The sequence below is a fragment of the Pseudomonas sp. GW821-FHT09E12 genome (assembly GCF_059416085.1).
The window spans coordinates 677,553-695,754 of sequence record NZ_JBWKOM010000002.1; the positions used below are offsets into that span (position 1 = coordinate 677,553).

Genomic DNA, 18,202 nt, shown 5'->3' on the forward strand with positions numbered 1-18,202 from the left:
TGGAGTCGCCAAGCGGAAAACATTGGCGCATCTTAGAACTTCTTGGCGGGTTGGAGAATGCAATGACCGATAAAGCGTTCGCTCAGGCCGATCCTGACTGGCTGGCCCTGATCAGTGCCGCCCGTGAGTGGCTGTCCGGGCCACTGGGGCAATTTCTGCTGGATGAAGAACGGCGCATGCTCGACGACGAGCTGGGGCGCTTCTTCGGCGGCTACCTGGTGCATTACGGCCCGTCGGCGCAAACCCCGCCGGCGGCGCCCCAGGTGCAGCGCAATGTCCGCCTGGGCGCGCCGCTGCCCGGTGTCGAGATCGTCTGCGAGGAGCAGGCCTGGCCGCTCAGCGAGCATGCTGCCGATGTGGTGGTGCTGCAGCACGGCCTGGATTTCTGCCTGTCGCCCCACGGCCTGCTGCGCGAAGCCGCCAGCGCCGTGCGACCGGGCGGGCATCTGTTGATCCTCGGTATCAATCCCTGGAGCAGCTGGGGCCTGCGGCATGCGTTCGCCCATGACGCCTTGCGCAAGGCGCGCTGCATTTCCCCGTCGCGGGTCGCCGACTGGTTGAACCTGCTGGGCTTCGCGCTGGAGAAACGCCGCTTCGGGTGCTATCGTCCGCCGCTTGCCTCGGCGGCCTGGCAGGCTCGGTTGGCCGGCTGGGAGCGCAAGGCCGGCGACTGGCAACTGTCCGGCGGCGGCTTCTACCTGCTGGTGGCGCGCAAGATAGTGGTCGGCCTGCGCCCGGTGCGCCAGGTACGCCGCGAGCCGATGGGCAAGCTGGTGCCGCTGCCGATGGCCAAGGTCAACCGCCGGCACAGCGAACCCCCTCTTTAATTCAGCCGGGCCGAACCTGCCCGGCTTGGGCGTTGTCGATCGACGATCGGCAAGCCACAGGTATTTTCGATTGGAAGTCTGGCATGAGCGATAGCGTAGAAATCTTCACCGACGGCGCCTGCAAGGGCAATCCTGGCCCGGGAGGCTGGGGCGCACTGCTGGTGTTCAAGGGCGTGGAGAAGGAACTCTGGGGCGGCGAGGCCAACACCACCAACAACCGCATGGAGCTGATGGCGGCGATCCGCGGTCTGGAAGAGCTCAAGCGCGAGTGCCAGGTGGTGCTGGTCACCGACTCGCAGTACGTGATGAAGGGCATCAACGAGTGGATGGCCAACTGGAAAAAGCGCGGTTGGAAAACCGCGGCCAAGGAGCCGGTGAAAAACGCCGACCTGTGGCAGCAGCTCGATGAGCAGGTCAACCGTCACCAGGTCACCTGGAAATGGGTGCGCGGCCATACCGGCCACCACGGCAACGAACGGGCCGACCAACTGGCCAACCGCGGCGTCGACGAGGTGCGCGGTTACAAGCAGGCCTGATGCGTTGAGCTTGTAGTCAGTTGCAGCGCAGCGGCCGTTCGAGCCGCTGCTTCACTTCCCGCATCGCGCGGGGCGAATCCACCAGCACCGCGTCCATCTTCAGGCAGGCGGCCGCCTGGTAATCCTCGGCCGTATTGATCCCGATCGCCAGCATCCGCACCTTGCCCCGGGACTGGAAGCAATCCACCGCGGCAGGCGTCCACAGCCGGGCATCGACCTTGGAGCGGGCCTCGCCCAGGGTGAAGGCCTCGACCAGCTGCACCGGGCGCCGGTACTCGAAGGCCACCCAACTGTCTGGCGCCGGCGGCGCCGTGCAGCTGTGGGCCAGGGCGACGCTGGCCAGGCGATCCCGGGTGTTGTCCCGGGATTCGAACAGCCGCGCCTGCGGATAGTGCGCGAACGCCTGCTGGTAGCTGGCATCGGTGGAGTAGATCAGCACCCGGTTCCAGGCATGCAGTTGCTCCAGCACCTGGGCGACCGCCTTGGCCTGGGGCGCGGCGGGCAGGGCCTTCATATCGAGAATGACCGGCACCGAGCCGGGGATCGCTGCCAGCGCCTGTTGCAATGAGGGGATGGTCACCGCCTGGGAGCGATAGGGAAAGGTCACCTGGCCATCGGCCGCGGTCTGTTTGAAGTTCCAGCCGGCATTCAGTGTTTGCAACTGCGCCAGGGTTTTCTCGCTGACCGCGCCGGAGGCCGGGGTATTGGCGCTCAGGTCCGCCGGTCGATACAGCACCGGCACGCCGTCGCGGCTCAGTTGCACCGTCAGCCAGAGCATGTCGACGCCGTTGCGCAGGGCGTTGTCGATGGCCAGCAGGGTGTTCTCGGGAAAGTCCGCAGCGCCAGCGCGATGGGCGACGATCAGCGGCCGTGGCCCGGCGTCGCTGTCGGTTGCCGGAAGGGAAGAACAGCCACTGATGAAGGCCGCGGCCAGCAGCAGTGGGAGCATCTGTCGAGTCTCGAGCATGGGAGGGCGGTTTCCTGGAAATGAGCGCAAGGCCGGGTGCCAGCCCCCGCCCGCCTGAGTGGGCCGTACGGTAGCGCAATGACCTCGCTCAGTTAAAGAAGCGCGTAATGCGCGGGGTGAATTAGTGATCCTGTTCCGGGACGGTCAAAGGGTGAGGATGGCGCTGGCCAGTTGCAGGTCGGAGTACCCTGGGTTGCCGAGCGTCTGGCGAATGTGCCGCATGGCTGCTTCCAGCTGGGCGCCGCGGATCTCGCCGGCGCTGGCGACAAAGGCCGCGGCATCGGTCCTGGCGGCCAGCACGAGTTTGTCGTCCTTGAAGGAACTGGTGGCTTTCGAACTGCCTTCGGTTGTGCTCAAGGCCAGGCTCATGGTGATGTCGGTGCTGATCACCAGGCTGGTGGCCTGGCCGATGTCGGCGAACAGGCAGGCGCAGAGCAGCAAGCTCAGGCGGGTTTTGCTGGGGGTCATAACGGGGCGAGGTCCGCTGAAAATATGGTCGGGCACCCTAACAAGCCCCTGTGAGGCGAACTGCATGAGCTTTGCGAATGATTGTTAAAAACTGCGCACGCCGGGGCCAGGAGAATCCGCCATGCGTGCCATGCCGCGAGAGCGTGCTAAAATCCCGCGCCTTGAAAGACTTCCACCGTTGAGAATTGACCCCTGATGGCCAACAGATCTGTTGTACTCGATACCGAAACCACCGGCATGCCGGTGACCGACGGCCACCGGATCATTGAAATCGGTTGCGTCGAGTTGATGGGACGGCGCCTGACCGGTCGGCATTTCCACGTCTACCTGCAGCCGGATCGCGAGAGCGACGAGGGCGCGATCGGCGTCCACGGCATCACCAACGAGTTCCTGGTGGGCAAGCCGCGCTTCGCCGAAGTCGCCGACGAGTTCTTCGAGTTCATCCAGGGCGCGCAGCTGATCATCCACAACGCGGCGTTCGACGTTGGCTTCATCAACAACGAATTCGCCCTGATGGGCCGCCACGACCGCGCCGACATCACCCAGCACTGCACCATCCTCGACACCCTGTTGATGGCCCGGGAACGCCACCCCGGCCAGCGCAACAGCCTCGATGCCTTGTGCAAGCGCTATGACGTCGACAACTCCGGCCGTGAACTGCACGGCGCCTTGCTCGACTCGGAGATTCTCGCCGACGTCTACCTGACCATGACCGGTGGCCAGACCAGCCTGTCCCTGGCCGGCAACGCTTCGGACGGCAACGGCAGCGAAGGTTCGGGCAACAGTGCCAGCGAAATCCGGCGTCTGTCGGCGGATCGCCAGCGCGGGCGGGTCATTCGTGCCAGCGAAGCCGAACTGGTCGAGCACCAGGTGCGTCTCGAGATCATCGCCAAATCCGCCGGTGCCCCGGCGCTCTGGACCCAGCTGGCCGAAGCCAAGGCCCAGCAGCAGTAGTTGTTCGTGGGCGACCTTTTGTTACAGGAGGTCGTTGACGGGGTTCCGCGCCGGCCCCCGAGCTTCTACCCTGAGGTGATTGGCGGACCCTTGTCCGCCGCCTCAGGATGCCTGGTGCCATGTACAAAGACCTGAAATTCCCCGTCCTTATCGTGCATCGCGACATCAAGGCCGACACCGTCGCCGGCGACCGGGTGCGGGGGATCGCCAGGGAGCTGGAGCAGGAAGGCTTCAGCATCTTTTCCGCGGTGGACTACGCCGAAGGGCGCCTGGTGGCCTCGACCCATCACGGCCTGGCCTGCATGCTGATCGCCGCCGAAGGCGCCGGGGAAAACACCCACTTGCTGCAGAACATGGTGGAGCTGATCCGTCTGGCCCGGGTGCGCGCGCCGAACCTGCCGATCTTCGCCCTGGGCGAGCAGGTGACCCTGGAAAATGCCCCGGCCGACGCCATGAGCGAACTCAATCAGCTGCGCGGCATTCTTTACCTGTTCGAAGACACGGTGCCGTTCCTGGCGCGCCAGGTGGCGCGGGCGGCGCGCAATTACCTCGATGGCCTGTTGCCGCCATTCTTCAAGGCGCTGGTGCAGCACACGGCGGACTCCAACTATTCCTGGCACACCCCGGGGCACGGCGGTGGCGTGGCCTATCGCAAAAGCCCGGTGGGCCAGGCGTTCCACCAGTTCTTCGGCGAAAACACCCTGCGTTCGGACCTGTCGGTGTCGGTCCCGGAGCTGGGTTCGCTGCTCGATCACACCGGGCCCCTGGCGGAAGCCGAGGCGCGGGCTGCGCGCAATTTCGGCGCCGACCACACCTTCTTCGTGATCAACGGCACCTCGACCGCCAACAAGATCGTCTGGCACTCCATGGTCGGTCGCGATGACCTGGTGCTGGTGGATCGCAACTGCCACAAGTCGGTGCTGCACTCGATCATCATGACCGGCGCCATCCCGCTGTTCCTCTGTCCGGAGCGCAACGAGCTGGGGATCATCGGCCCGATCCCCCTGAGCGAATTCAGCCGCGAGTCGATCCAGGCCAAGATCGACGCCAACCCGCTGACCCAGGGGCGGCCGCCCAAGGTCAAGCTGGCGGTGGTCACCAACTCGACCTACGACGGCCTTTGCTACAACGCCGAGCTGATCAAGCAGAGCCTGGGCAACAGCGTCGAGGTGCTGCATTTCGACGAGGCCTGGTACGCCTACGCGGCCTTCCATGAGTTCTTCGAGGGGCGTTACGGCATGGGCACCTCGCGCAGCGCCGACAGCCCGCTGGTGTTCACCACCCATTCCACCCACAAGCTGCTGGCGGCCTTCAGCCAGGCCTCGATGATCCATGTGCAGGACGGCGGCGCCCGGCAGCTGGACCGCGACCGCTTCAACGAAGCCTTCATGATGCACATCTCCACCTCGCCGCAGTACAGCATCATCGCCTCGCTGGACGTGGCCTCGGCGATGATGGAGGGGCCGGCGGGGCGCTCGCTGCTGCAGGAAATGTTCGACGAGGCCCTGAGCTTTCGCCGGGCCCTGGCCAACCTGCGCCAGCACATCGCCGCGGACGACTGGTGGTTTTCCATCTGGCAACCGGAGCGGGTGGAAGGCATCGACCGGGTCAGCACCGCGGACTGGCTGCTGGAGCCGGAAGGCGAGTGGCACGGGTTCGCCGGGGTGACCGACGACTATGTGCTGCTGGACCCGATCAAGGTTACCCTGGTGATGCCCGGGCTTACCGCCGGCGGTGCCTTGAGCGAGCGCGGGATCCCGGCGGCGGTGGTCAGCAAGTTTCTCTGGGAGCGCGGCCTGGTGGTGGAAAAGACCGGCCTGTATTCGTTCCTGGTGCTGTTTTCCATGGGCATCACCAAAGGCAAGTGGAGCACCCTGCTGACCGAGTTGCTGGAGTTCAAGCGCAACTACGACGCCAACGTCAGCCTCGCCGCCTGCCTGCCGAGCATCGCCCAGCAGGACATGGCGCGCTACCAGGGCATGGGCCTGCACGATCTGTGCGATCAGTTGCATGCCTGCTACCGCAGCAATGCCACGGCCAAGCACCTCAAGCGCATGTACACCGTGCTGCCGGAGGTGGCGATGAAGCCCGCCGACGCCTACGATCAGTTGGTGCGGGGCGAGGTCGAGGCCGTGTCCATCGATGCCCTCGCCGGGCGGGTGGCGGCGGTGATGCTGGTGCCGTACCCGCCGGGTATTCCCCTGATCATGCCGGGCGAGCGCTTCACCGAGTCGACCCGCTCGATCATCGATTACCTGGCTTTCGCCCGTACGTTCGATAGCAGCTTTCCCGGCTTTGTCGCGGATGTGCATGGATTGCAGCATGAAGACGAAGGCAATGGGCGGCAGTACACCGTCGATTGCATCAAGGTTTGAGGACGTTTCCCGCTATGCAGCCAATGATCAATCCCAAGTACCCCGGCCTGTCGGTGCGCGTTGCCGACGACGGTTTCGCCGCGTATGTCTGGGGCAGCGATTTCAGCTTCGAAGTCAGCGCCTATGCCCAGGCACAGAGCGAGCAGGTGGTGGCCAAGTGGCCGTTGCACCCCATTACCCCGTACCGCAAGTGCTACGGCATCGACCCCGAAGAGTTCAGCAGCTATCGCGATGCCGCGGATAGCGCGGTGTTCATGGCCTACCTGGACGACGAACCGGTCGGCCATGTGGTGGTCAGCACCAACTGGAACGGCTACGCCCATATCGACGAGTTGGCGGTGCATGCGCCGGCGCGACGCCACGGGGTGGCCAAGGCCTTGCTGGACGTGGCGCAGTTCTGGAGCCGCAAGAAAAAACTGCCGGGCATCATGCTCGAGACCCAGAACAACAACCTGGGGGCCTGCCGCTTGTACGAGCGCTGCGGTTATGTGGTCGGCGGCATCGATCACTTGCGTTACCGCGGGATCGATCCGACCACGGCCGAGGTGGCGATTTTCTGGTATCGGCTGTTCAACGACGAGCTGGCGCGGCAAGCCGGGGCCTAGCCGGCCAGCATCCCTTCAGCCTTTTCCGTGAGGGTTTCCAGCAGCGCTTCCAGGGTTGGCGAGGATGGACTGCCGCCGCGGATCAGCGCATAGAGGGTGACCGGGATCGGTGGCGACAGCGGGCAGACGTCCAGCCCGCCTTCGCGCGCCCCGAGGGCGGTGAAGGGGTCGACAATCGCCAGGCCTTCGCCGGCCTCGACCATGCTGCGCATCATCTGGTGGGTTTGCACCCGGGTGTGGATGGTCGGGCTCGGGCGCAGGTTCTGCAGCTTGCTGTCCAGGGCCACGCTCAGCGGGTCCTGGCCTTCGAGGCCGACCATGGCCTGGCCCGCCAGGTCCTGCAGGGAAATGTACTTCTGCTTAGGTTGCAGCCAGCCGTGGGGCGCCAGCAATTGCAGCTTGCCCTGGGCCAGGGCCACGCACTGGATATCGGGGTGATCGGGGTTGTGCAGGCTCAGGCCCAGATCGCCTTCGCGCAGCAACAGGCTCTTGACCATGTCGCGGGTGGCCTGGCTGGCGAGGTGGCACGGGGTGTCGGGAAAGCGCCGGCGCAGGGCGGCGATACTCTGCGGCAACAGCTGCTGGGCCAGGGGCGGGGTGCCGATGATGCGCAAGGGCGGCGCCTGGTATTGCTTCAGGCTGTCGGCCAGGCGTTGCACCGGTTCGAAGGCGTCATACAGGGTGGCGATCGCCGGCTGTAGCTCGCGGGCCTCGCGGGTGGCTTGCAGGCGTCCGCGAACACTGGCGAAGAGCATGAAGCCCGATTGGCTTTCGGCGTCGCGCAGGATCGTTTCCACCTCGGCCACCGGCAATTGCAGCAGCTCGGCGGCCGTGCCCAGGTGTCCGGTTTGCAGGAGCGCCTGAATCACTTCGATATGACGTAAACGCATGCTTGAAGTCCATGTCCAGCCGGTGGGGGATTCACACTGAATCCTAACCCATGTCCGCGCCTATGACTTCTGCTCATAACGGTACGTTATGAAGGAAGGATGGTCTCGGGTTCGCGAATGAGGGTGATGCCCGACTGCACGAGGAGAAACTGGTTGTCGTCCATTTTGTTGACGCGATCGCCAATGGCCAGGCGATAGGTGGTGACAGGCTCCGAGCCGGCGATGCCCTCTGGCGAGGGGGTGGATTCCTGGAACTCATGCACCGAATAGACACGGCCTTCCGCGTCCCTTGCATGAAATTGTCCGACGAGTACTGCTGCCATCTTTAGAGCCTCTGGAGATAAAACACTCAATTTGCGGTCCTGTAGACCGTGCCTGGGCGAACTAAGTTTAGCGGCGGAAAAAAAATAGTCCGCGGCCCTGATTGCAGTTGGCGTACAGCAGCGTGAAGCCTGGAAAAGCTCACGGAACTTCCTTTGACGGGTGGCTGTGGGCGGGGTGGATCATCTATAACTACCAGCCTCCTCAACCAGAAGTCGGGAATTCGCTATGAGCAACGTCTACACGATTGCAGTGCTGGTGGGCAGCCTGAGAAAGGCCTCGATCAACCGGAAAGTGGCGCTGGCCCTGGCGGAACTGGCGCCGGCCAACCTGCGGCTGAAGATTGTCGAGATCGGCGATCTGCCGCTTTACAACGAAGACATCGATGTGGATCCACCGGCAGCCTACAGGACTTTCCGTGAACAGGTGAGTGCAGCCGACGCCGTGCTGTTCGTCACTCCGGAATACAACCGCTCGGTTCCCGCGCCGATGAAAAACGCCATCGACGTGGGGTCGCGCCCCTACGGCAAGAGCGCCTGGAGCGGCAAGCCGGGGGCAGTGATCAGCGCATCCCCGGGCGCCATCGGCGGTTTTGGCGCCAACCATCATCTGCGCCAGTCCCTGGTGTTCCTCAATGTGCCATGCATGCAGCAGCCGGAAGCCTACCTGAGCGGCGCCGGTTCGGCCTTCGACGAGGCGGGCAAGCTGTCCGAGTCGGTCAAGCCGTTCCTGCAGAACTTCATCAATGCCTACGCCCAGTGGGTCGAGCAGCATAAAAAGCTCTGATCCTGTTACCGCGGGAGCCGGCCAACCGGCTCCCGCGGGTGATGGATATTCCGCTTGCCATGGTAAAAGCGCTTTACCGCATATCTGAATATTCATATATTCGCCGCTCCAAATGCCTGGAGTGGCCCTGGTGTCCGACTCTCTCAATCCCGCCGAGCTGTTCAAGGCGCTTGCCGACGAAACCCGCAGCCGCATCGCCTTGCTCGTGACCCGCGAAGGCGAGTTGTGTGTCTGCGAGCTGACCTCCGCCCTGGGGCAGAGCCAGCCGAAGATCTCCCGGCACCTGGCGCTGTTGCGCAGCTGCGGCCTGCTGGCCGACCGCCGCCAGGGGCAATGGATCTATTACCGGCTGCACCCGCAGTTGGCCCCCTGGGTGACCACCCTGCTGCAGGACACCCTGCAGGCCAACAGCCCCTGGCTGCAGGCTGACCTGCAACGCCTGCAGACCATGGCCGATCGCCCCGTGCGCTGCTGCTGAATTCCCCCTTTACCTCACTTTCTGTTCAAGGCTGCCTGGCATGCTGACTGCTTCATTGATTTTCCTGCTGACCATTACCCTGGTGATCTGGCAGCCCAAGGGCCTCGGCGTGGGCTGGAGCGCGGTGTTCGGCGCGGTGCTGGCGTTGCTGTTCGGGGTGGTGCAGTTGACGGATATCCCGGTGGTCTGGCAGATCATCTGGAACGCCACCGGCACCTTCGTCGCCTTGATCATCATCAGCCTGCTGCTCGACGAGGCCGGGTTTTTCGCCTGGGCCGCCTTGCATGTGGCGCGCTGGGGGCAGGGCAGCGGACGCAAGCTGTTTGCCTTCATGGTGTTGCTGGGGGCGCTGGTGTCGGCGCTGTTCGCCAACGACGGGGCGGCGCTGATTCTTACTCCGATCGTGATTTCCATGCTGCTGGCGTTGCGCTTCTCCCGGGCCGCGACCCTGGCGTTCGTCATGGGCGCCGGGTTTATCGCCGATACCGCGAGCCTGCCGCTGGTGGTGTCGAACCTGGTGAACATCGTTTCCGCGGACTTCTTCAACATCGGCTTCAACCAGTACGCCGCGGTGATGCTGCCGGTGAACCTGGTCAGCGTGGCGGCGACCCTGGCGGTGTTGCTGTGGTTCTTCCGCCGCGACATTCCGCAGGCCTACGACCCCGAAGAGCTGGCACAGCCGGCCAGCGCGATCCACGACAAGGCCACCTTTATCGCCGGCTGGTGGGTGCTGGTCATCCTGCTGCTGGGGTGTTTTGCCCTGGAGCCGCTGGGCATTCCCATCAGCGCGATTTCGGCGGTGTGCGCGGCCCTGCTGCTGGGCATCGCGGCCAGGGGCCACAAGATTTCCACGCGCAAGGTGCTCAAGGAAGCGCCGTGGCAGATCGTGATCTTCTCCCTCGGCATGTACCTGGTGGTGTATGGCCTGCGCAATGCCGGGCTGACCACGCACCTGGCCGGCTGGCTCGACCGCTTCGCCGACTACGGCATCTGGGGCGCGGCCATGGGCACGGGGCTGCTGACCGCGGTCTTGTCATCGATCATGAACAACCTGCCGACGGTGTTGATCGGCGCGCTGTCCATCGACGCCAGCCAGGCCAGCGGCCTGGTCAAGGACGCGATGATCTACGCCAACGTGATCGGCAGCGACCTGGGGCCGAAGATCACCCCGATCGGCAGCCTGGCCACCTTGCTCTGGCTGCATGTGCTGGAGCGCAAGAACATTCATATCGGCTGGGGCCGCTACTTCAAGGTCGGCATCGTGCTGACCCTGCCGGTGCTGCTGGTGACCCTGGCGGCGCTGGCCGTGCGCTTGTCGGTGATGTGAGGGGACTGACGTTCTGAGGGCGGCTCAACCCGTCCCCGGCACATTCGGCCAGAGGTCCGCCACCAGGAACAGGCGTTCGGCTTCTTCCCAATCGCCGGCGCGGTTTTCCGTCAGGCGCACCAGCAATTGCGCCGGAGCGTGCGGGTCGAGTTCCTCCAGCCAGGCTTGCAGCCGTGGGGCGCTCCAGGTTTGTTCCGCCGGGTAGGACGCTGGCGCCAGCCAGGCCTGGCGCGGCAAGGGTTGCCAGCGCCCGGGCGGGCTTTGATCGATAAAGGCCGGCCAGTCGCGCTGATGCAGCCAACGCCCGCGCAGGTGCTGCGGGTGGGCGCCGCGGGGCGGTTGCGTGGTGCCGGGCCAGGGGTAGAGCAGGTAGCCGCCGAGCCACAGGTGGGCGCTGAAGTCCTGGATATCCATGGCCGCCAGCACCTCCAGGCTGTCGGCCCGGGCGGAGATCGGCAACTGGTGTTCGTTCAGGTGCGCCAGCTTGCGGTCCAGGCGGTCGTGGCAGCCGGGGCCCAGCCATAACGCGGTGTCCGCGCCGTTGCCCGATTGCGGGCCGAGGTAGAGCTTGATCGCCAGTTCCAGGTGGTGAATGCCGTCGCGGTCGCGCAGCAGCATGTCCAGTTCGCCCAGGGTGTGGCCGGCGCGGCGGATCGGCAGGTTGGCCGCCAGCAGCTCGACACCGGGCGCGTGCTGTACGGCAAATTGCCACAGGCGTTCGTAGTAGAGCCCCAGGCGCTTGGTCGGCCCGAGGGTCAGCCAGCGGCGCAGGGCACGGCCGTCCTGGTCCAGCTGGCGCAGCCAGTGCGCCAGCAGCTGCGGCGCCTGCACCCAGTCGCTGCCGGCCAGTGGATGGCGCTGCGGCCAGGGGGTCTCGTCGAGCATCGGCGGCGCGAGGATGACCCAGGCCAGGTCGCGCACTTCGGGGTGGCGCAACTGGCGGGGGAGGTCGAGCAAGCCGGGAAACAGGATCATTCTGCGAGCATAGCGCCTAACGTCGAGGCTGAAAGGATTTTGTCTATGGCCGGCTTTCGCCCATAATCTCTGCTTTGCCCGTCCCAGAACCCCTGCAGGAGCCCCATGGAGCAATTTCGCAATATCGGCATTATCGGTCGCCTGGGCAGTTCGCAGGTGCTGGACACAGTTCGCCGACTGAAAAAGTTTCTGCTCGCCCGCCACCTGCATGTGATCCTCGAAGACACCATCGCCGAAGTCCTGCCCGGCCACGGCCTGCAGACCTCCTCGCGCAAGCTGCTGGGCGAAGTCTGCGACATGGTGATCGTGGTCGGCGGCGACGGCAGCCTGCTGGGCGCGGCCCGTGCCCTGGCGCGCCACAACATTCCGGTGCTGGGGATCAACCGCGGCAGCCTGGGCTTCCTCACCGACATTCGTCCGGACGAGCTGGAAGTCAAGGTCGCCGAGGTCCTCGATGGCCACTACCTGGTGGAAAACCGCTTCCTGCTGCAGGCCGAAGTACGGCGCCACGCCGAAGCCATCGGCCAGGGCGATGCGCTCAACGATGTGGTGCTGCACCCGGGCAAGTCGACGCGGATGATCGAGTTCGAGATCTACATCGACGGTCAGTTCGTCTGCAGCCAGAAGGCCGACGGCCTGATCGTCGCCACGCCGACCGGCTCCACCGCCTACGCCTTGTCCGCCGGCGGGCCGATCATGCATCCCAAGCTCGACGCCATTGTGATTGTGCCGATGTACCCCCATACCTTGTCGGGAAGGCCGATCGTGGTCGATGGCAACAGCGAGCTGAAAATCGTCGTGTCCAAGGATATGCAGATCTACCCGCAGGTTTCCTGCGACGGGCAGAACCATTTCACCTGTGCCCCCGGTGACACCATCACCGTCAGCAAGAAGGCCCAGAAACTGCGCCTGATCCACCCGCTGGACCACAACTATTACGAGGTCTGCCGGACCAAGCTCGGCTGGGGCAGTCGACTGGGTGGTGGAGGCGACTGATGCTCGATCCCGCGCGTAGCTACGACCTGATCGGTGACGTGCACGGTTGCGCCCTGACCCTTGAGCACCTGCTGGACAAGCTCGGTTATCGCAAGCAGGGCGGCGTCTGGCGGCATTCGTCGCGCATGGCGGTGTTCCTCGGCGACATCATCGACCGCGGCCCACGGATCCGCGAAGCCTTGCACATCGTCCACGACATGGTCGAGGCCGGCCAGGCGCTGTGCGTCATGGGTAACCATGAGTTCAACGCCCTGGGCTGGGTCACCCCGGCAGCGCCCGGCGGCGGCAAGCACTTCGTGCGCGAACACACGCCGCGCCATGCCCGCCTGATCAACGAGACCCTGGCGCAATTCGAGCAGTACCCCAACGACTGGCACGATTTCCTCGCCTGGTTCTACAAGATGCCGCTGTTCGTCGACGCCGGGCGTTTTCGCGTGGTGCATGCCTGTTGGGACGCCGGCCTGATCGAGCCGCTGCGGGCGCAATACCCCGATGGCTGCATCGACGAGCACTTCCTTCAGGCCTCGGCGATCCCCGGCAGTTTCGCCAATAACGTGTTCGACCGCCTGCTGCGCGGCACCGACATGCGTCTGCCCCATGGCTTGACCATGACCAGCGGCGATGGCCTGACCCGTTCGTTCTTCCGCACCAAGTTCTGGGAAGACGACCCGCAGACCTACGGCGACATCGTGTTCCAGCCCGACGCGCTGCCCGAGCCGGTGGCCCGCACGCCGCTGTCCTCGGCGGAGAAAAACAACCTGCTGCGCTACGGCGTCGATGAGCCGTTGCTGTTCGTCGGTCATTACTGGCGCAGCGGCAAACCGGCGCCGATTCGCTCGAACCTGGCCTGCCTGGATTACAGCGCGGTGCTCTACGGCAAGCTGGTGGCTTACCGCCTGGACCAGGAAACCCGCCTGGACCCGGATAAATTCGTCTGGGTCTATGTCGAGCGGCCGGAGGAGTCCTTGCCATGAGTGCTGTTGCAGTATTGCGTCTGCCGTTGAATGTGGACCTGAGTGGCTTCGTCAAGTTGTTGCAGCGCATGCAGGTGCCGCACCGGGTCAGCGAGGAAGCGGGGGAGCAGGTGCTCTGGGTGCCGGACGCCATCAGCGAGGATGTGCGTTCGTTGTACGAGCGTTTTCCGGCGGGCGACCCCGAGCAGCAACTGGACATCCCCGAGGCCGGCGCCGCCATGCGCCGGCCGGGGTTCGTCGAGCAATTGCGCCGTAGCCCGGCCACCGCGCTGATCCTGCTGCTGAGCCTGATCGTCGGAGCCCTGACCCTGCTTGGCGAAAACCTCGGCACCCTGCGCTGGCTGACCTTCCTGGAATTTCGCGTGGTTGGCGACTACATCCAGTTCACGCCCCTGGCCGACAGCCTGGCGGCGGGGCAGTGGTGGCGCCTGGTCACGCCGATGCTGATCCACTTCGGCTTCCTGCACATCGCCATGAACGGCATGTGGTACTGGGAGCTGGGGCGGCGCATCGAACAGCGCCAGGGCAGCATCAACCTGCTGGGCCTGACGTTGCTGTTCAGCCTGGTGTCGAACTACGCGCAATACCTGTTCAGCGGGCCGAGCCTGTTCGGCGGCTTGTCCGGCGTGCTGTACGGCCTGCTCGGGCATTGCTGGATCTATCAGTTGCTGTCGCCCAACCCGGCCTATCGCCTGCCTCGAGGAGTCCTGGCGATGATGCTGGTGTGGTTGCTGATCTGTCTGTCGGGGCTGATCTCGGTGATCGGCTTCGGTGAAATCGCCAACGCCGCCCACGTCGGTGGGTTGCTCGTCGGATGCCTCACAGGTTTGTTGGGCGGCTTGTACAGTCGCCGTAAACTGGCCCTCTAATGCTGGAGACCGCTTATGTCGTCGTTTGTTGAAATGATTGAAAACATCACCCCGGACATCTACCAGAGCCTGAAGCTGGCGGTAGAGATCGGCAAATGGTCCGATGGCCGCAAGCTCACCGCCGAGCAGCGCGAGCTGTCCCTGCAGGCGATGATCGCCTGGGAAATGCAGAACCTGCCCGAAGAGCAGCGCACCGGCTACATGGGCCCGCAAGAGTGTGCGTCGAAGTCGATCGAAGTGCCGAACATCCTGTTCAAGTCGGATGCCATCCATTGATCGAGATCGGCCGTGGCTCCATCAGTAAAATGTCGGCGCGCCTGGACGGGGCGGACGTGCAGTATGCCTTTCGCCTTGGCGACACCGAGGTGCCGGTCAACCCATTGATCGGCAGCACCGTGCGCCTGGAATACCTGGGGGCGATCCACTGCACCCATTGCGGGCGCAAGACCAAGACCAGCTTCAGCCAGGGTTACTGTTACCCGTGCATGACCAAGCTGGCCCAGTGCGATATCTGCATCATGAGCCCGGAACGCTGCCACTACGACGCCGGTACCTGCCGCGAGCCGTCCTGGGGCGAGCGGTTCTGCATGACCGACCACGTGGTGTACCTGGCCAACTCGTCGGGGATCAAGGTCGGCATCACCCGCGCCACCCAGCTGCCGACCCGCTGGCTCGACCAGGGCGCCAGCCAGGCGCTGCCGATCATGCGCGTGGCGACCCGCCAGCAGTCCGGTTTCGTCGAGGACCTGTTCCGCACCCAGGTGGCCGACAAGACCAACTGGCGCGCCTTGCTCAAGGGTGACGCCGAGGCGGTGGACCTGGCGCAAGTGCGCGACCAGCTGTTCGCTTCCTGCGCCGAGGGCCTGCGCGCCTTGCAGGAACGCTTCGGCCTGCAGGCGATCCAACCGGTCAGCGATGTCGAGCCGATCGAGATCCGCTACCCGGTCAAGCAGTACCCGGCCAAGATCGTCAGCTTCAACCTGGACAAGAACCCGATTGCCGAAGGCACGCTGTTGGGGATCAAGGGCCAATACCTGATCTTCGATACCGGCGTGATCAACATTCGTAAATACACGGCCTACCAGCTCGCCGTGCATCAGTAGAAGGATTCGCCGCATGCGCACCGAACAACCGAAGATGATTTACCTGAAGGACTATCAGGCACCCGAGTACCTGATCGACGAAACGCACCTGACCTTCGAGTTGTTCGAGGACCACAGCCTGGTCCATGCGCAACTGGTGATGCGCCGTAACCCGGCGCATGGCGCTGGCCTGCCGCCGCTGGTGCTCGACGGCCAGCAGCTGGAGCTGCTGTCGGTGTCCCTGGGCGATCGCGAGCTGACAGCCGCGGATTACCAGCTGAGCGCCAACCACCTGACCCTGCAGCCGACCAGTGAATCCTTCACCGTCGACACCAGCGTCAAGATCCACCCGGAAAGCAACACCGCCCTGGAAGGCCTGTACAAGTCCGGCGGCATGTTCTGCACCCAGTGCGAGGCCGAGGGCTTTCGCAAGATCACCTACTACCTCGACCGCCCGGATGTGATGAGCAAGTTCACCACCACCGTGGTGGCCGAGCAGCACAGCTATCCGGTGCTGTTGTCCAACGGCAACCCGATCGCCAGCGGGCCGGGCGAAGACGGCCGGCACTGGGCGACCTGGGAAGACCCGTTCATGAAACCGGCCTACCTGTTCGCCCTGGTGGCGGGCGATTTGTGGTGCGTCGAGGACAGCTTCACCACCATGAACCAGCGCGAAGTCGCGCTGCGCATCTACGTCGAGCCGGAAAACATCGACAAGTGCCAGCACGCCATGACCAGCCTGAAGAAGTCCATGCGCTGGGACGAACAGACCTACGGCCGTGAGTACGACCTGGACATCTTCATGATCGTCGCGGTCAACGACTTCAACATGGGCGCCATGGAGAACAAGGGCCTCAACATCTTCAACTCCAGCGCCGTGCTGGCCCGCGCCGAAACCGCCACCGACGCCGCGCACCAGCGGGTCGAGGCGATCGTCGCCCACGAATACTTCCACAACTGGTCGGGCAACCGCGTGACCTGCCGCGACTGGTTCCAGCTGTCGCTCAAGGAAGGCTTCACGGTATTCCGCGATGCCGGCTTCTCCTCGGACATGAACTCGCGCACGGTCAAGCGCATCCAGGACGTGGCCTACCTGCGCACCCACCAGTTCGCCGAAGACGCCGGCCCCATGGCCCACGCCGTGCGCCCGGAAAGCTTTATCGAGATCTCCAACTTCTACACCCTGACCGTGTACGAGAAGGGTTCGGAAGTGGTCGGCATGATCCGCACCCTGGTGGGCGCCGAAGGCTTCCGCAAGGGCAGCGACCTGTACTTCGAACGCCACGACGGCCAGGCCGTGACCTGCGACGATTTCGTCAAGGCCATGGAAGACGCCAACGGCATCGACCTGGGCCAGTTCAAGCGCTGGTACAGCCAGGCCGGCACCCCACGCCTGGCGGTCAGCGAGGCCTATGACGCGGCGGCGAAGACCTACAGCCTGACCTTCCGCCAGAGCTGCCCGCAAACCCCGGACAAGGTGGAAAAACTGCCGTTCGTGATTCCGGTCGAGCTGGGCCTGCTGGACTCCCAGGGCGCGGCGATTGCCCTGCGTCTGGCTGGCGAAGCCGCCGCGCAAGGCACTTCGCGGGTGATCTCGGTGACCGAAGCCGAGCAGACCTTCACCTTCGTCGACATCGCCGAACAGCCACTGCCGTCCTTGCTCCGCGGCTTCTCGGCGCCGGTGAAGCTGAGCTTCCCGTACAACCGCGACCAGCTGATGTTCCTCATGCAGCACGACAGCGACGGTTTCAACCGTTGGGACGCCGGCCAGCAACTGGCGGTGCAGGTGCTGCAAGACCTGATTGCCCAGCATCAGCAGGGCCAGGCGCTGGTGCTGGACCAGCGTCTGGTCACCGCGCTGGGCACGCTGCTGGCCGATGACAGCCTGGACCAGGCCATGGTCGCGGAAATGCTTTCGCTGCCGGGCGAGGCCTACCTGACCGAGATCAGCGAAGTGGCGGATGTCGAGGCCATTCACGTGGCGCGCGAGTTCGCCCGGCAGCAATTGGCCGACCGCCTGTTCGATGCATTGTGGAAGCGTTACCAGGCCAATCGCGAGGTCTCCAAGGCCACCGCCTATGTGGCCGAGTCCGAGCACTTCGCTCGCCGCGCCCTGCAAAACATCGCGCTGTCGTACCTGATGCTCACCGAGAAGCCGCAAGTGCTGGCGGCCGCCATCGAACAGTTCGACGCCGCCGACAACATGACCGAGCGCCTGACCGCGCTGGCGGTGCTGGTCAACTCGCCGTTCGAGGCCGAGAAGGCCAAGGCCCTGGCGGTGTTCGCCGAGCACTTCAAGGACAACGCCCTGGTCATGGACCAGTGGTTCAGCGTCCAGGCCGGCAGCACGCTGCCGGGCGGGCTGGAGCGGGTCAAGGCCTTGATGCAGCACCCGGCGTTCAACATCAAGAACCCGAACAAGGTGCGCGCGCTGATCGGCGCCTTCGCCGGCCAGAACCTGATCAACTTCCACGCCGCGGACGGCTCCGGCTATCGCTTCCTGGCCGACCTGGTGATCCAGCTCAACGGCTTCAACCCGCAGATCGCCTCGCGGCAACTGGCGCCGCTGACCCGCTGGCGCAAATACGACAGCGCCCGCCAGGCGCTGATGAAAGGCGAGCTGGAGCGCATTCGTGCTTCCGGCGAGCTGTCCAGCGATGTCTTTGAGGTCGTGAGCAAAAGCCTCGCCTGACCCCGGGCTTGGGCCTATGTAGGCTCGACAGCTGTAGCCGCTGCCGAGCCTGCGAAAAGCCCCGCAGGGGCTTGCCTGAC

Annotated in this window: 19 protein-coding genes; 14 read left to right on the forward strand and 5 right to left on the reverse strand. The window is 64.7% G+C overall.

The features are described from left to right. Positions 1–62 precede the first annotated feature (62 nt). Positions 63–827 (forward strand): class I SAM-dependent methyltransferase, encoded by a 765-nt coding sequence (locus AC07PQ_RS08210; RefSeq protein ID WP_493184904.1) that lies wholly within the window; start codon positions 63–65, stop codon positions 825–827. 83 nt (positions 828–910) lie between these two features. Further along, a complete protein-coding gene (gene rnhA / locus AC07PQ_RS08215; RefSeq protein ID WP_007920943.1) occupies positions 911–1,363 on the forward strand; it encodes a ribonuclease HI in 453 nt (150 codons plus the stop codon). A 16-nt stretch (positions 1,364–1,379) separates the two neighbouring features. Here the strand turns inward: rnhA and AC07PQ_RS08220 are convergent, their stop codons facing one another. Beyond that, on the reverse strand, positions 1,380–2,330 hold the full coding sequence (locus tag AC07PQ_RS08220; RefSeq protein ID WP_007920940.1) for a glycerophosphodiester phosphodiesterase family protein: 951 nt from the start codon (positions 2,328–2,330) through the stop codon (positions 1,380–1,382). 144 nt (positions 2,331–2,474) lie between these two features. Continuing rightward, positions 2,475–2,798, reverse strand: coding sequence for a DUF2388 domain-containing protein (locus AC07PQ_RS08225; RefSeq protein ID WP_493184903.1), 324 nt, complete (start codon positions 2,796–2,798; stop codon positions 2,475–2,477). A 195-nt stretch (positions 2,799–2,993) separates the two neighbouring features. Between AC07PQ_RS08225 and dnaQ the strand changes: the two genes are divergently transcribed. From dnaQ to AC07PQ_RS08240, 3 genes are all read left to right on the forward strand, one after another. Then, complete coding sequence (gene dnaQ, locus AC07PQ_RS08230) at positions 2,994–3,752, forward strand: DNA polymerase III subunit epsilon (protein ID WP_102679362.1); 759 nt, start codon at positions 2,994–2,996, stop codon at positions 3,750–3,752. Between the two features lie 119 nt (positions 3,753–3,871). After that, positions 3,872–6,127, forward strand: a complete 2,256-nt coding sequence (locus AC07PQ_RS08235) for an Orn/Lys/Arg family decarboxylase (protein WP_007920932.1) — start codon at positions 3,872–3,874, stop codon at positions 6,125–6,127. Between the two features lie 14 nt (positions 6,128–6,141). Beyond that, positions 6,142–6,732 carry a GNAT family N-acetyltransferase gene (locus AC07PQ_RS08240; protein WP_007920929.1) on the forward strand — a complete coding sequence of 197 codons (591 nt, stop codon included), beginning with the start codon at positions 6,142–6,144 and terminating at the stop codon, positions 6,730–6,732. On the opposite strand, the gene AC07PQ_RS08245 is transcribed toward AC07PQ_RS08240, so the two are convergent. Continuing rightward, on the reverse strand, positions 6,729–7,622 hold the full coding sequence (locus AC07PQ_RS08245) for a LysR substrate-binding domain-containing protein (protein WP_493184902.1): 894 nt from the start codon (positions 7,620–7,622) through the stop codon (positions 6,729–6,731). The two genes, AC07PQ_RS08240 and AC07PQ_RS08245, sit on opposite strands and share 4 nt — an antisense overlap. Before the next feature lie 86 nt (positions 7,623–7,708). Next, positions 7,709–7,945, reverse strand: a complete 237-nt coding sequence (locus tag AC07PQ_RS08250; RefSeq protein WP_025809195.1) for a hypothetical protein — start codon at positions 7,943–7,945, stop codon at positions 7,709–7,711. Positions 7,946–8,171: 226 nt separating this feature from the next. Between AC07PQ_RS08250 and AC07PQ_RS08255 the strand changes: the two genes are divergently transcribed. The 3 genes from AC07PQ_RS08255 (at position 8,172) to AC07PQ_RS08265 (ending at position 10,534) form a co-directional block, all read left to right on the forward strand. Next, complete coding sequence (locus AC07PQ_RS08255; RefSeq protein ID WP_007920924.1) at positions 8,172–8,729, forward strand: NADPH-dependent FMN reductase; 558 nt, start codon at positions 8,172–8,174, stop codon at positions 8,727–8,729. A 130-nt stretch (positions 8,730–8,859) separates the two neighbouring features. Next, entirely contained in the window at positions 8,860–9,207 is a 348-nt protein-coding gene (locus AC07PQ_RS08260) for a metalloregulator ArsR/SmtB family transcription factor (protein ID WP_493184901.1), read from the forward strand. Between the two features lie 40 nt (positions 9,208–9,247). Further along, positions 9,248–10,534 carry an arsenic transporter gene (locus AC07PQ_RS08265; RefSeq protein WP_087092872.1) on the forward strand — a complete coding sequence of 429 codons (1,287 nt, stop codon included), beginning with the start codon at positions 9,248–9,250 and terminating at the stop codon, positions 10,532–10,534. A 24-nt stretch (positions 10,535–10,558) separates the two neighbouring features. Here AC07PQ_RS08265 and AC07PQ_RS08270 read toward each other — a convergent pair whose 3' ends face one another. Further along, positions 10,559–11,509: a DUF1853 family protein gene (locus AC07PQ_RS08270; RefSeq protein ID WP_493184900.1), complete on the reverse strand. Its 951-nt coding sequence runs from the start codon at positions 11,507–11,509 to the stop codon at positions 10,559–10,561. A 105-nt stretch (positions 11,510–11,614) separates the two neighbouring features. On the opposite strand from AC07PQ_RS08270, the gene AC07PQ_RS08275 reads away from it, so the two are divergent. From AC07PQ_RS08275 to pepN, 6 genes are read left to right on the forward strand one after another with little or no spacing between them, the layout of a single operon-like run. Then, positions 11,615–12,505, forward strand: coding sequence for an NAD(+) kinase (locus tag AC07PQ_RS08275; protein ID WP_007920913.1), 891 nt, complete (start codon positions 11,615–11,617; stop codon positions 12,503–12,505). Next, the gene (locus tag AC07PQ_RS08280) at positions 12,502–13,479 is read left to right on the forward strand and encodes a metallophosphoesterase (protein WP_493185314.1); all 978 of its coding nucleotides are present in this window, start codon (positions 12,502–12,504) and stop codon (positions 13,477–13,479) included. Before AC07PQ_RS08275 ends, AC07PQ_RS08280 begins: the two co-directional genes overlap by 4 nt. After that, on the forward strand, positions 13,476–14,348 hold the full coding sequence (locus AC07PQ_RS08285; protein ID WP_007920906.1) for a rhomboid family intramembrane serine protease: 873 nt from the start codon (positions 13,476–13,478) through the stop codon (positions 14,346–14,348). Before AC07PQ_RS08280 ends, AC07PQ_RS08285 begins: the two co-directional genes overlap by 4 nt. A gap of 15 nt (positions 14,349–14,363) precedes the next feature. Beyond that, a complete protein-coding gene (locus AC07PQ_RS08290; RefSeq protein WP_007920905.1) occupies positions 14,364–14,624 on the forward strand; it encodes a YeaC family protein in 261 nt (86 codons plus the stop codon). Continuing rightward, positions 14,621–15,451, forward strand: a complete 831-nt coding sequence (locus AC07PQ_RS08295) for a DUF2797 domain-containing protein (protein ID WP_009043607.1) — start codon at positions 14,621–14,623, stop codon at positions 15,449–15,451. The genes AC07PQ_RS08290 and AC07PQ_RS08295 overlap by 4 nt, the downstream gene beginning before the upstream one ends. Before the next feature lie 13 nt (positions 15,452–15,464). Continuing rightward, positions 15,465–18,122 (forward strand): aminopeptidase N, encoded by a 2,658-nt coding sequence (gene pepN, locus AC07PQ_RS08300; RefSeq protein WP_493184899.1) that lies wholly within the window; start codon positions 15,465–15,467, stop codon positions 18,120–18,122. The last annotated feature ends 80 nt before the right edge of the window (positions 18,123–18,202 follow it).